This is a genomic window from Streptomyces sp. NBC_00726 (genome assembly GCF_045161735.1).
Classification (GTDB): Bacteria; Actinomycetota; Actinomycetes; order Streptomycetales; family Streptomycetaceae; genus Streptomyces.
In genome coordinates this window covers 1,388,432-1,401,629 of sequence record NZ_CP108983.1, presented here as the reverse complement: position 1 = coordinate 1,401,629, position 13,198 = coordinate 1,388,432, and the positions used below count along the sequence as shown (strand labels likewise).

The 13,198-nt window shown below is 74.0% G+C and carries 10 protein-coding genes; 6 read left to right on the top strand and 4 right to left on the bottom strand.

What is annotated here, in order from left to right; all coding sequences use genetic code 11:
* Nucleotides 1-16 precede the first annotated feature (16 nt).
* Both OG338_RS06270 and OG338_RS06265 read left to right on the top strand, forming a co-directional pair.
* Complete coding sequence (locus OG338_RS06270) at nt 17-775, top strand: class I SAM-dependent methyltransferase (protein WP_405936362.1); 759 nt, start codon at nt 17-19, stop codon at nt 773-775.
* 282 nt (nt 776-1,057) lie between these two features.
* Entirely contained in the window at nt 1,058-1,456 is a 399-nt protein-coding gene (locus OG338_RS06265; RefSeq protein WP_073968182.1) for a DUF3040 domain-containing protein, read from the top strand.
* 470 nt (nt 1,457-1,926) lie between these two features.
* Here OG338_RS06265 and OG338_RS06260 read toward each other — a convergent pair whose 3' ends face one another.
* The 4 genes from OG338_RS06260 to OG338_RS06245 all read right to left on the bottom strand — a co-directional run bounded on the left by OG338_RS06260 (nt 1,927) and on the right by OG338_RS06245 (nt 7,559).
* The gene (locus OG338_RS06260; RefSeq protein WP_405936361.1) at nt 1,927-4,341 is read right to left on the bottom strand and encodes a DUF3488 and DUF4129 domain-containing transglutaminase family protein; all 2,415 of its coding nucleotides are present in this window, start codon (nt 4,339-4,341) and stop codon (nt 1,927-1,929) included.
* Between the two features lie 10 nt (nt 4,342-4,351).
* On the bottom strand, nt 4,352-5,722 hold the full coding sequence (locus tag OG338_RS06255) for a DUF58 domain-containing protein (protein ID WP_405936360.1): 1,371 nt from the start codon (nt 5,720-5,722) through the stop codon (nt 4,352-4,354).
* Complete coding sequence (locus tag OG338_RS06250; RefSeq protein WP_405936359.1) at nt 5,722-6,771, bottom strand: AAA family ATPase; 1,050 nt, start codon at nt 6,769-6,771, stop codon at nt 5,722-5,724. Before OG338_RS06250 ends, OG338_RS06255 begins: the two co-directional genes overlap by 1 nt.
* Nucleotides 6,772-7,028: 257 nt before the next feature.
* A complete protein-coding gene (locus tag OG338_RS06245) occupies nt 7,029-7,559 on the bottom strand; it encodes a beta-class carbonic anhydrase (RefSeq protein WP_405936358.1) in 531 nt (176 codons plus the stop codon).
* A gap of 380 nt (nt 7,560-7,939) precedes the next feature.
* On the opposite strand from OG338_RS06245, the gene rsmH reads away from it, so the two are divergent.
* The 4 genes from rsmH (at nt 7,940) to OG338_RS06225 (ending at nt 13,196) form a co-directional block, all read left to right on the top strand.
* Nucleotides 7,940-8,905: a 16S rRNA (cytosine(1402)-N(4))-methyltransferase RsmH gene (rsmH, locus tag OG338_RS06240; protein WP_405936357.1), complete on the top strand. Its 966-nt coding sequence runs from the start codon at nt 7,940-7,942 to the stop codon at nt 8,903-8,905.
* Between the two features lie 94 nt (nt 8,906-8,999).
* Nucleotides 9,000-9,467, top strand: coding sequence for a cell division protein FtsL (locus OG338_RS06235; RefSeq protein ID WP_405940336.1), 468 nt, complete (start codon nt 9,000-9,002; stop codon nt 9,465-9,467).
* A gap of 4 nt (nt 9,468-9,471) precedes the next feature.
* A complete protein-coding gene (locus tag OG338_RS06230; protein WP_405936356.1) occupies nt 9,472-11,460 on the top strand; it encodes a peptidoglycan D,D-transpeptidase FtsI family protein in 1,989 nt (662 codons plus the stop codon).
* 17 nt (nt 11,461-11,477) lie between these two features.
* Nucleotides 11,478-13,196 (top strand): UDP-N-acetylmuramoyl-L-alanyl-D-glutamate--2,6-diaminopimelate ligase, encoded by a 1,719-nt coding sequence (locus tag OG338_RS06225; protein ID WP_405936355.1) that lies wholly within the window; start codon nt 11,478-11,480, stop codon nt 13,194-13,196.
* Nucleotides 13,197-13,198: the final 2 nt, after the last annotated feature.

Here is a 13,198-nt window from a genome sequence, read left to right as displayed (position 1 = left end):
CGAGGAGTCAACTGCCGTGTCCGACCCGCTGCGCCCCCGTGCCTCCCTCCGTACCGCCGTGGTCTGGGAGGTCCTGAAGGACGCCCTCGACCGCCGGGTCAAGGCGACCGGCCGGGACGCCCTGGACGTGCTGGACACCGGCGGCGGCACGGGCAACTTCGCGGTGCCCGCCGCCCGTCTCGGCCACCGGGTCACCGTGGTCGACCCCAGCCCCAACGCGCTCTTCGCGCTGGAGCGCCGCGCCGCCGAGGCCGGGGTCGCCGACCGGGTGCGCGGGGTGCAGGGCGACATCCTCGGCCTGTTCGACGTGGTCGAGCGCGGGGGCTACGACGCGGTGCTCTGCCACGGCGTCCTGGAGTACGTGGACGACCCCGCCGAGGGCGTCCGGCACGCGGTGGAGGCCCTCCGTCCGGCCGGTGCGCTGAGCCTGCTCGCCGCCGGGCTCGGCGGCGCCGTCCTGGCCCGCGCGCTGGCCGGCCACTTCAACGAGGCACGGCACGCGCTGGGCGACCCGGACGGCCGCTGGGGCGAGGCGGACCCGATGCCCCGGCGGTACACGGCCGAGCAGCTGGCCGAGCTGGTCACCGCCGCCGATGTCGAGGTGGGCGCCGTGCACGGGGTCCGGGTCTTCGCCGACCTCGTCCCCGGGGTCCTGGTGGACACCGAGCCGGGCGCGATGGAGGCCCTGCTCCGGCTGGAGGCCGCCGCCGCCGAACTGCCCGCGTTCCACTCCGTGGCCACCCAGCTGCACGTCCTGGGCACCAAGCGGGGCTGAACCCCCGGGGGGTTACCGGCGGGAGTGCGGCTGATCAGCGACGCAGCGGCAGACGGAGTACGCATCGACCACCCCGTTCGGCGCTCCGGCCCCGTATGATCGGGGGACACCATCCGGCATGACGGATCGGAGGTTGGGGAATCAACTCAGCAACTGAGCCGTCGTGGCGGCCCGGACTGGCTGTTTGGCAATGAGGGCGGGTTTCACGGGGGCGATTCCCTGCCTATCCTGGAAGGGCCGCAAACCGGCCGCCCCCCGCGGCCGACGACGAGGAGGACTCCCGTGCCGCTCTCGGAGCACGAGCAGCGAATGCTCGAGCAAATGGAGCGAGCGCTGTACGCCGAAGATCCCAAGTTCGCGACAGCGCTCGAGGGAAGTGGGCTGCGTACGTACACCCGGCGACGGGTCTACCAGGCGGTCGCTGGCTTTCTGGTGGGTATCGCGCTCCTCATGGCCGGAATGGTCGCTCAGCAGATCTGGATCAGCGTGGTGGGCTTCCTCGTCATGCTGGGCTGCGCGGTCCTCGCGGTCACGGGATGGCGCAAGGCGCCCAAGCCGGGCGAACAGCAGTCGGTGCGCGCCGGTGGCGCGGGAGACCGCAGGCAGTCCCGCCAGCGCCGGTCCGTGATGAACCGGATCGAACAACGCTGGCAGCGCCGCCGCGACGAGCAGGGACAGTAGACACCGAACACCTCACCTGAAGGGGCGGCCGCGACGCGGCCGCCCCTTCACGCGTGGGCCTTGGGCGGCCGGCACCGGCGGGCCGGGGCGCCCACACGAACGCGGGCCGTTGCGGCCCGGGCCCCCTGCGCGCCGGCCCCGCCGGCCGGGCGGTCCCCGCGCGGCCGCCCCGCCCGCCCCGCGCGGCGGCCAGCCGCACAGCCGTGCCGGACGGCTGGCCCGGGCCGGGGCGTGCCCCGTCTGTCCGTGGGCCGTGCGACGCCCGGGTGGTCGGTGCCCGTGGGGACGGGCGTCCGTACAGCCTCCGTGCCGGCCTGGCCGGCCGCCGGCCCCGGGCCGCGTGTGGCTCCTGGGCACTCGGCCCCCGTGCGGACGAGGCGTCTGCACGGGGGCAGCGCGGGCGGGGCCGATGCCCTGCGCGCCGTACCGGGCCGGGGCGCTCGCCGCCCGTTCCGGGGCCGGTGGCTTCCTCAGCCCTCCTGGCGGGACGGGCGGCGGGTCCACGCCGGGCGGGACGGGCGGCGGAAGCGGGCGGACAGGGTGGCTCGGCGTTTTGAGAGGGACCAGGCCACCCGTACGGACGAGCGGGGGGCCAGGAGTGCGCGGAGGCGGGCCGGGCGGCCGGCTGAGAGGCCCAGGCCGGTCCGTACCGCGTGGGCGTCCTCGGTGAGGCCGGACGCCGGGCGCGGCTCACGGGCGTAGAGCGCCTGCTCCACCGCTCCCGCGACCCGGTGCACCGCGTCCGCCGCCTCCGTGTCCAGCCGGCCCAGCCGTACCAGCCGCTCGGCGGCCCGGCGCGGGGTCAGCGCCTCGTCCGGGGGAATGCCGTGGTCCCACGCCGTGTCGGTGACCTCCCGCCACACCGCCAGCGTCCGCGCGGTCGCGTCGGCGGGGGTGCGGCCGCCCGAGGAACCCAGCCGGCGGGCCCGCGCCCGCAGTCGCCAGCACATCGGCAGCAGGGGCAGCACCAGGACGAGCACCACCGCGATCGCCGCGCCCAGCAGGGTGCCCTTCGGCGCCCCCGGGTCCGTCGGCGCGGCCGCGCCGGGCGCCGCCGACTGCCCGCACTCGCCCTGCTTGCGCATCTGCGCCGGGCAGCTCTCCGACGCGGACGGCGTGGCCGCGACCGGCGCCGAGGCGTCCGCCTCCGGCCGGGCCGGGTCCGCCGTGTCACCGGACGGCGCGTCGGGCAGGGTGTACGACGGGACGGAGCCCCGCGTCGGCGTCGGCTCGAAGCGAGTCCAGCCGATCCCCTCGAAGTACAGCTCGGGCCAGGCGTGCGCGTCGCGCAGACCCACCGAGTACGAACCGTCCGCCTGCGCGCTGCCCGGCGTGAAGCCCACCGCGACCCGGGCCGGGATGCCCAGTGTCCGCGCCATCGCCGCCATCGTGAACGAGAAGTGGACGCAGAACCCCTGCTTGTCCTTCAGGAAGCGGGCGATCGCCGCGCTGCCCGTACCGGATTCCACCGAGGTGTCGTACGTGAACCCGCCGTCCGTGGCGAAGTAGTCCTGGAGCTTCACCGCCCGCTCGTAGGAGTTGGCGGCCCCCTTCGTGACCTCGTCGGCCGTCCGCGCGACCACCTTCGGCAGCGAATCGGGCACCTGCGTGTACTCGCGCAGCAGCTCCGGCGGAACCGCGCCCGCGTGGGCCAGCTGGTCGGACGTCGGCTGCACATCGAGGCTGGTCACCGTGTACTGCGCGCCGCCGGTGGTCTCGCCGTCGTCGCCGACGAGGGTGCGCCCCTCCGGTTCGAAGCGCCACCGGCCGCCGACCCGCACCTCGGACGCCGGATAGGGCAGCGGCAGATACGTCTGTTTGTAGGAGGCCGACGCCGAGACGGTCGACCTGATCTCCGCGACCGCGACGGACGAGGAGAGCCCGGCCGGCGCCGGCAGCCGCTTCGGCACGTCCTGGAGCCGGCGCGTCGAGGCCCGCCACTCGTTCCCGTTGAACTGGTCCAGGGCCAGGATGCGCAGATAGAAGTCGCCCGGACTGCTCGCGCTGGTGCGGTACGACATCACCTGCCGGTTCTCCGGCTGGTTGAGGTTGTCCTGGAGCGAGACCAGCGGGTTCACCGCGGAGATCGTGCCGCCCCCGCGCCCCTTGCCGCCCCCGCCGCCCGAACCGCCCAGCAGCCCGCCGTCGAGCGCGGGCAGCGCCGCGGGCACCACCAGCGCGATCCCGAGGGCCACCGCCCCGATCCGGCGCCCCGTGCGCACCGGCGCGAGCGCCCGGCCGCCGCCCGTGGTGTCGAGCCCGGCGGACGAGGCACCCCGGGGCCGCGCGGCCCCCGCGAAGACCCGGCCCCACTGGGAGAGCCGGTCGCGCCCCTCGGCCAGCAGGAGCAGCAGATAACCGCAGGCGGCCAGGAGGAACCACAGCCGGCCCGCACCGCCCTCCGCCAGCCCGGCGGCCACCGAATACAGCGCCAGCAGCGGCAGCCCGGCGGGCGCGGCGCTGCGGAACGTCACCGCCAGCGTGTCCACCAGCAGCCCGACCAGCAGGACACCGCCCACCAGCATCAGCCGGATGCCCGGGGTCGCCGGCGCCGGAATCGCGTACTGCCCGACATCGTCCGCGCCGGCCGTCAGCAGGTCCATGAGCTGCCGCACGGCCTGCGGTCCGGGCAGCACGCCCGCCACCGCCTGCTCCCGGGCGAACGCCACGGTCAGCAGCACCCCCATGACCAGCGCCTGGGCGGCAGCCGTCACCAGCCGGGGCAACGGCACCCGGCGGCCCAGCACCCCCACCCCGCACTGCACGGCCAGCAGGAACGCCGCCTGCACGATCCAGCTCACCGGGTCCACCAGCGGCAGCATCGAACAGGACGCCATCAGCGTCGCCGCGAAGGCGGCAAGCGCCAGCCTGCCCCGACCGCTCATGACCGCCCCCTCATGACCAACTCCCGAATCCCGCCGGACCGGCCGCCCCACCGGGCCCGGCCACCGCACCGTGCCGGCCGGCCAGCTGCCACAGCTCGGCCAGCCGCGCGCCGGGCTCCACCGGCACCACCGTCCACCCCGCCTCGCGCAGCAGCCGCAGCCGCCGCTCCGCCGCCTCCCGGGTGGCGGGCGACTCGTCGTTCACCCAGGCGGCGCCGTCCAGGACGAAGGCCACGGCCCCGCCGCTGCGCTGCCGCATCCGGGCGGCCATCCCCGTCTGCTCCTCGTCCAGATCGCCGAGGAAGGCGATCAGCAGCCCCTCGCCGCCCCCGCGCAGCACGTCGTGGGCGCGGGACAGGCCCCCGCCGTCGGAGTGCCCGATCTCCGCGAGGGTGTCCATCATCAGCCCCGCCGCGTCCGCCGTGGCCTGCGTGGCACCGGCGAAACCGCCCTCGCCCTCGCCCGGCACCGCGTTCCCCGCGTCCGTCAGCAGCCGGACCGCGAAGCCGCGCTCCAGCATGTGCACCAGCGCGGACGCCGCCCCGGAGACCGCCCACTCGAACGCGGAGTCCGGCCCCGCCCCCCGGTAGGCGGTCCGGCGGGTGTCCAGCAGGACCGTGCACCGGGCGCGCTGCGGCTGCTCCTCGCGGCGCACCATCAGCTCCCCGTAACGCGCGGTGGAACGCCAGTGGACCCGGCGCAGATCGTCCCCGTGGCGGTAACCGCGCGGGATCACGTCGTCGTCACCGGCCAGTGCCAGGGACCGCTGGCGCCCCTCGCCGTATCCGGAGGACTCACCGGCCAGCGGCACCGGGGGAAGCGGTTCGGTGCGGGGGACCACCACCAGGGTGTCGTAGGCGCTGAACGAGCGGGTCAGCTCGCACATGCCGAAGGGGTCGCTCAGCCGCAGTTGCAGCGGGCCGAGCGGGTAGCGGCCGCGCAGGTCGGACCGGACCCGGTAGGACACCTCGCGGCGCCCGCCCGCCTCCACCCGGTCCAGCACGAACCGGGGCCGGGGCCCGAGCACGTAAGGCACCCGGTCCTGAAGCATCAGCAGACCCGTGGGCAGCCGCGAGACGTTGTCCATGCGCAGGTGGACACGGGCCTCGGAGCCGGCCGGGACGCGCGAGGGGGAGAGCCTGCGGGTGCCCGTGACCCGGTAGCGGGTCCGGTAGAGCACCGTCACCGACACCAGCGGCAGCACGGCGAGCAGCAGTCCGACCCGCAGCAGGTCGCCCTGGCCCAGCACATAGGCGCAGACCGCCGCCGCGATCCCGGCCGCCAGGAAGGACCGCCCCCGGGTCGTCAGGCCGCCGAGCGCGGTCCGCACCCCGCCCTTGTCGTCGCCGCCGTCCATCGCGACGGGCCCCGACGCGGCCATCACGGACGCCGCGCGCCGGGCTGCTGCCCTCCGCCGTACGCCTGGCCCGCCGGATACGCGGGGGCGTGGGCACCGGACCCGCCGGCGGCCGTGGGCACCGGGGTCTGCTGAAGGATCTCCAGCACCACCTGCTCGGCGGTGCGGCGGTTGAGCTGGGCCTGCGCGGTGGGCAGCAGCCGGTGGGCGAGCACCGCGACGGCCAGGGCCTGCACATCGTCCGGCAGGCAGTAGTCCCGGCCGGCCAGCGCGGCGGACGCCTTGGCGGCGCGCAGCAGATGCAGCGTGGCGCGCGGCGAGGCGCCGAGCCGGAGATCGAGGTGGCCGCGGGTGGCCGCGACGAGCTGGACCGCGTATCTGCGGACGGCCTCGGCGACGTGCACCGCGCGGACCGCCTCGATCAGCTTCACGATGTCGTGCGCGTGCGCCACGGGCTGGAGGCCGTCCAGCGGCGAGACGCCGCCGTGCACGTCGAGCATCCGGAGCTCGGCCTCCGCGCTGGGATAGCCGATCGACACCCGGGCCATGAACCGGTCCCGCTGGGCCTCGGGCAGCGGATACGTGCCCTCCATCTCCACCGGGTTCTGCGTCGCCACGACCATGAACGGGTCGGGCAGCTCGTAGCTGTGCCCGTCGATGGTGACCTGGCGCTCCTCCATCGACTCCAGCAGCGCGGACTGGGTCTTCGGGGACGCGCGGTTGATCTCGTCGCCGATCACGACCTGCGCGAAGATCGCGCCGGGCTTGAACTCGAAGTCCCGGCGCTGCTGGTCGTAGACCGACACACCGGTGATGTCCGAGGGCAGCAGGTCGGGCGTGAACTGGATGCGCCGCACCGAGCAGTCGACGGACCGGGCCAGCGCCTTGGCCAGCATGGTCTTGCCCACGCCCGGGACGTCCTCGATCAGGAGGTGTCCCTCCGCCAGCAGCACCGTCAGCGAGAGCCGCACGACCTCGGGCTTGCCCTCGATCACGGCCTCCATCGACCTGCGCACCCGATCCACGGTGGTGGTCAGATCCGTGAGGCTCGCTCGATCGTCATAGGTCGTCACCCCGGCCCTCCTCGGCCCCGCCCCACGCTCACCAGGAGCATGGGATTCCCCAGTCACGGGCCGGCGCTCTCGTGCGGCCCGGCCCACCCCGAATTGCGGACACCGCGCCGGACGGGGTCCGGCGGGTGTCACTCACGCATTCTTGTTGCCGTTACCGCTTCGTGTCACTCGCCTGTGGACAACCAGGGGCGATATGTCGGATTGGGTGATGATTTCATCACCGGAAGGTGGTGGTCCGGGACCACTCGGACCTTCGGTCAGGAGACGGGCAGGACCTCGCGCAGCTTGCCGGTGGTCACGTCGAAGACGAAGCCGCGCACGTCGTCGGTGTGCTTGAGGAACGGCGAGGTGCGGGCCCGCTGCATCGACTGCCGCACGTCCTGGTCGGCGTCGGTGTACGCCTCGACGGCCCAGGAGGGCCGCTGGCCGACCTCGTGCTCCAGTTCCTGGCGGAATTCTTCCGTGATCGACTCCATGCCGCAGCCCGTGTGGTGGATCAGGACGATGCTGCGGGTGCCCAGCGCCCGCTGACTGATCGCCAGCGACCGGATGACGTCGTCGGTGACCACGCCGCCCGCGTTGCGGATGGTGTGGCAGTCGCCCAGCGCGAGGCCGAGGGCCTTGTGCAGGTCGAGACGGGCGTCCATGCAGGCGACCACGGCGACCTGGAGCACCGGCTTGGCGTCCATGCCCGGGTCCTTGAAGTCTGCTGCGTAACGGCCGTTCGCCTCGACCAGGCGGTCGGTGACGGTGGACGCGGGGGCGGGGGAGTGCGCGGAAGTCGACATGCTCAAGACGTTAGCCCTCACCGGCCGCCCCCGGGCGAGAGGGAAGCGGACAAAAAACGTCAACGGTGCTTGTTGTGAGGTAATCCACAAGCCTGCCTCCGGTCCACCCGTGCGGGTGAACGCGCGACGGCCGACGCGCTGTCGGGCTGATTGATCGGGAATCGATCGAGTGGCAGGGTGGACTAAAGTGACGGGAAGTTACCGACACCCTGCACATTTCGAACTTTTACCCGTGTGCGCGGCGTACGTACGGCCCGGCCCTCTCCCGCTCGCCGGTCGGCTGACGCCCCTTCCCCGGCGCCGGCGGACCTCCCCTTCGCGAGCGGGCGGGGACCAGGCCGTACGTCCCGCCACCCGGGAGCTGAGCCTGAGAGGGCGGCATGAGCCAGACCCGACACGTCCCGGTGATGCTCCAGCGATGCCTGGACCTGTTGGCACCGGCTCTGGAGGCCCCGGGCCCGCAGCCTCCCGTGGTCGTCGACTGCACCCTCGGCCTCGGCGGCCACAGCGAGGCGCTGCTCTCCGCCTTCCCCACCGCCCGGCTGATCGCCCTCGACCGGGACAAGGAGGCGCTGCGGCTCTCCGGCGAACGGCTCGCCCCCTACGGCGACCGCGCGACCCTGGTGCACGCCGTCTACGACGAACTGCCCGAGGTGCTCGACCGGCTCGGCATCCCCGAGGTGCAGGGCATCCTGTTCGACCTCGGCGTCTCCTCGATGCAGCTGGACGAGTCCGACCGGGGCTTCGCCTACGCCCGCGACGCACCGCTCGACATGCGCATGGACCAGACGACCGGGGTGAGCGCAGCCGAGGTCCTCAACACCTACCCGCCGGGCGAACTGGTGCGCATCCTGCGCGCGTACGGCGAGGAGAAGCAGGCCAAGCGCATCGTCTCCGCCGTCGTGCGCGAGCGCGAGAAGGAGCCCTTCGCCAACAGCGCCCGGCTGGTCGAGCTCATCCGCGAGGCCCTGCCGCAGGCCGCCATGCGCACCGGCGGCAACCCCGCCAAGCGCACCTTCCAGGCCCTGCGCATCGAGGTCAACGGAGAGCTCACCGTCCTGGAGCGGGCCATTCCGGCCGCCGTGGCCGCCCTCGCCGTCGGCGGGCGCATCGCGGTCCTCTCGTACCAGTCCCTGGAGGACCGGCTCGTGAAGCAGGTCCTCGCGGCGGGCGCCGCCAACACCGCCCCGCCCGGCCTGCCCGTCGTCCCCGAGCGCTACCAGCCCCGGCTGAAACTCCTCACCCGGGGCGCCGAACTCCCCACCGAGGAGGAGGTCGCGGAGAACCGCCGCGCCGCCCCCGCCCGGCTGCGCGGCGCCCAGCGCATCCGCGAGGACGAGCGGTGAGCCGGCGGACGGCCGTGCGCGCCGGGGACGGAGCGGCGCGGTGAGCAAACCGGCCGGGCAGCGGCAAGGACGCGTCGCACGGCTCACCCGGCTGATGCCCGCCGGGCCGAGCACCGCGGCCCGGACCCCGTTCGTCCTGCTGGTCGTGGTGCTCCTCGGCGGCGGCCTGATCACGCTGCTGCTGCTCAACTCCGCGCTCAACGAGGGCTCCTTCGAGCTGAGCAAGCTGAAGAAGCGGACCACCGAACTCACCGACGAACAGCAGGCCCTCCAGCACGACGTCGACGCCTCCTTCGAGCCCGAGGCCCTGGCCCGCCGCGCCCGTGAGCTGGGCATGGTCCCCGGCGGCAGCCCCGCCTTCCTCGACCCGGACGGAAAGGTCCGGGGCGTCCCGTCCAAGGCCGCTCCGGCCCCGGTCGTCGCGCCCCCGCCGAGCACCCCGGCCCCCACGCCGACACCCACCCCCACCGGTACGGCCGCCGCCACCCCGGCGCCCACGCCCACCGGGTCCACGCCCTTCGGCACACCGGCAGCCCAGCCCTCCACGAGCCCCGGCAGGTGACGCAGTGCCCCCCAAGGAACCGCCGCGCCGCCGGGTACCCGGCCCCGCGCGTCCCCGTAACGCCTCCGCGCCGTCCGGCCGCCCCCGCCCCCAGCGGCGCCGCCGGCCGCCGGCCGCCGCCCAGCGCGGCAGAGCGCCGCGCGCCCGGTCCGCGCGGCCGCTGCGGCTGGGCAGCCCGCGTCCCCGGCTGCGGCTGGTCAGCCTCGCACTGACGCTCGTCATGCTCGCGTTCGTCGTACGGCTCCTCCAGGTCCAGGCCGTCGACGCGCACGCGTACGCCGCGAAGGCCGAGACGAACCGCTACCTGAGCTACACGGTCGCGGCGGAGCGCGGTGAGATCACCGACCGCAGCGGCATCGCGCTGGCCACCAGCGTGGACGCGTACGACATCACGGCCGACCCCAAGATGTTCACGCCGGCCGACAGCAAGGCGCCCGACGCCCCCCAGCAGGCCGCCGCCCTGCTCGCGCCGATCCTCGGCGTCGACGCGGACGGGCTGGTCGAGAAGCTCTCCAAGCCCAGGAGCCGGTACGCGGTCCTGGCGCGCAGGCAGACCCCGCAGGTCTGGAAGCAGATCAAGGACCTCAAGTCCGTCTTCGCCGAGAAGGCCGCCAAGGACAAGGCGGCCGGCGGGCCCGGCGCCAACGTGCTCGCGGGCGTCTTCCAGGAGGCCACCACCAAGCGGGTCTACCCCAACGGCACCCTGGCCGCCGGGATACTGGGTTACGTCAACGCCGAGGGCAAGGGCGCCGGCGGCCTCGAATCCCAGCTGGACAAGGAGCTCGCGGGCGAGGACGGCACCATCAAGTACGCCCAGTCCGGCGGCCGCAGGGTGCCCACCGCGGGCACCAAGGAGGTCCCCGCGGTCCCCGGCTCCGACATCGAGCTGACCATCGACCGCGACATCCAGTGGGCGGCTCAGAAGGCCATCTCCGAACAGGTGACGAAGTCCAGGGCCGACCGCGGTTACGTCATCGTGCAGAACACCCGCACCGGCGAGGTCCTCGCCATGGCCAACGCCCCCGGCTTCGACCCCAACGACCTCTCCCGGGCCGACGCCGCCACCCTCGGCAACGCGGCCCTTCAGGACGTCTACGAGCCCGGCTCCACCAGCAAGGTGATGTCCATGGCCGCCGTCCTCGAAGAGGACGTCGCCACGCCCCTCACACACGTCACGGTCCCCAACCGGCTGCACCGGGGCGACCGCCTCTTCAAGGACGACATCGACCACGCCACCTGGCAGCTGACGCTCAACGGCGTGCTCGCCAAGTCCAGCAACATCGGCACCATCATGGCCACCGGCCAGCTCGGCAAGACGCAGGCCCAGGCGAACAAGGTGCTGTATTCCTATCTGCGGAAGTTCGGCATCGGATCGCCCACCGGGCTCGACTACCCCGGCGAGACGGCCGGCCTCCTCGCCAAGCCGCAGGACTGGTCCACCTCGCAGCAGTACACGATCCCGTTCGGCCAGGGCCTCTCCCTCAACGCCATGCAGGCCGCCTCGATCTACTCGACCATCGCCAACGGAGGCGTACGGATCGAGCCGACGCTGGTACGCGGCACCAGGGGCCCGGACGGCCGCTTCACCCCGGCCGAGGCGCCCGAACAGTCGCGCGTGGTCAGCGAGAAGACCGCGAAGACACTCGCCTCCATGCTCGAATCGGTGGTCGCCGACCAGGAGGGCACCGGCACCGCGGCCCAGATCCCCGGCTACCGGGTCGCCGGCAAGACCGGCACCGCCAACCGCGTCGACCCGGTGCGCGGCGGCTACCACGGCTACACCGCGTCCTTCGCCGGGTTCGCGCCCGCCGACGACCCCCAGATCACCGTCTACTGCGCGATCCAGAACCCCACCAAGGGCAGCCACTTCGGCGGCCAGACCTGTGGACCGATCTACAAGCAGGTCATGGAATTCGCCCTCAAGACGCTCCAGACACCCCCGTCCGGCCACGCGCCGGCCGACCTGCCGGTGTTCTTCGGAACCGGCGAGTGAACGCGCGGAGGCCAGCAGTGACGACCATCACCCCCGACCCAGGGAACCGGAACGAGAACGTCCGCTCCGTCGGCCCCTCACTTCGCGAGAGGCCGGGTGGGCCCGGTACGCTCACCGCCGTGCCCCACGCCGAACAGTCCCGAACGACCCAGAAGGACGCGCCTGTGAACTACCCGGGAGCGCCTCGCCCGGACCGCCTGCGGCCCACTTCCCTGGTCACGCTGGCAGGACGGCTGGGACTTGAACCGCCGGGCACCGGCGACATCACCGGCATCACCCACGACTCCCGCGCGGTGCGCCCCGGAGACCTGTACGCGGCCCTGCCGGGCGCCCGCCTGCACGGCGCCGACTTCGCCACCCAGGCGGCCGGTCTCGGCGCCGCGGCCATCCTGACCGACCCCTCCGGCGCCGACCGCGCCCGGGCCACCGGCGTGCCGGTCCTGGTCACCGAGGACCCGCGCGGCCGGATGGGCGAACTCGCCGCCGAGATCTACGGCCACCCCGGCACCGGCCTCCTCCAGATCGGCATCACCGGCACCTCCGGCAAGACCACCACCGCCTATCTGGTCGAGGGCGGCTTCCGCGGCGCCGGACGCGCCACCGGGCTCATCGGCACGGTGGAGATGCGGATCGGCGACGAGCGCATCAAGTCCGAGCGCACCACGCCCGAAGCCACCGACCTCCAGGCCCTGTTCGCCGTCATGCGCGAACGCGGCGCCGACGCCGTCACCATGGAGGTCTCCAGCCACGCGCTGGTCCTCGGCCGGGTCGACGGCTGCGTCTTCGACGTCGCCGTCTTCAACAACCTCAGCCCGGAGCACATGGAGTTCCACTCCGGCATGGAGGACTACTTCCAGGCCAAGGCCCAGCTGTTCACCCCGCGCCGCAGCAGGCAGGGCGTCGTCAACTACGACGACGAGTACGGCCGCAGGCTCGTCACCGAGGCCACGGTGCCCGTCACGACCTTCTCCGCCGAGGGCCACCCGGACGCCGACTGGCGCGCCGAGGACGTCGTCGTCGGCCAGCTCGGCTCCACCTTCACCGCCGTCGGGCCGAACGGCAGGCGGGCCACCGCCAAGGCCCCGCTGCCCGGCCCGTTCAACGTCGCCAACACGCTGGCCGCGATCGTCGCCCTCGCCGTCGCCGGCATCGACCCGCAGACCGCGGCGGACGGCATCGCGACCGTGCCCGGGGTGCCCGGCCGGCTGGAGCGGATCGACGCCGGACAGCCCTACCTCGCCCTGGTCGACTACGCGCACAAGACCGACGCCGTCGAGTCCGTGCTGCGGTCCCTGCGCAAGGTCACCAAGGGCCGGCTGCACATCGTCCTCGGCTGCGGCGGCGACCGCGACACCACCAAGCGCGGCCCGATGGGCGCGGCGGCCGCCCGGCTCGCCGACACCGCCGTACTGACCTCCGACAACCCCCGCTCCGAGGACCCCCTCGGCATCCTCGCGGCCATGCTCGCGGGCGCCGCCGAGGTGCCCGTCCACGAGCGCGGCGACGTCCTGGTCGACGCCGACCGCGCCGCGGCCGTCGCCGCCGCGGTGGCCCGGGCCGAGCCCGGCGACACCGTGCTCATCGCCGGCAAGGGCCACGAACAGGGCCAGGACGTCCACGGCGTCGTCCGCCCCTTCGACGACCGGATCGTCCTGCGCGAGGCCATCGAGCACTCCCTGGGGCACGAGGGCGCCGGACCCCGTGCCTCCCACCACGAGAACAACAGTCAGGGATGACC

What these genes read in the sequence shown, in the direction of transcription:
- OG338_RS06255 (WP_405936360.1), bottom strand. Translation starts at nt 5,722, where the DNA reads ATGGCCGCGTCGGGGCCCGTCGCGATGGACGGCGGCGACGACAAGGGC.
- OG338_RS06235 (WP_405940336.1), top strand. Translation starts at nt 9,000, where the DNA reads ATGCCCGCCGGGCCGAGCACCGCGGCCCGGACCCCGTTCGTCCTGCTG.
- OG338_RS06245 (WP_405936358.1), bottom strand. Translation starts at nt 7,559, where the DNA reads ATGTCGACTTCCGCGCACTCCCCCGCCCCCGCGTCCACCGTCACCGAC.
- rsmH (WP_405936357.1), top strand. Translation starts at nt 7,940, where the DNA reads ATGAGCCAGACCCGACACGTCCCGGTGATGCTCCAGCGATGCCTGGAC.
- OG338_RS06260 (WP_405936361.1), bottom strand. Translation starts at nt 4,341, where the DNA reads ATGAGCGGTCGGGGCAGGCTGGCGCTTGCCGCCTTCGCGGCGACGCTG.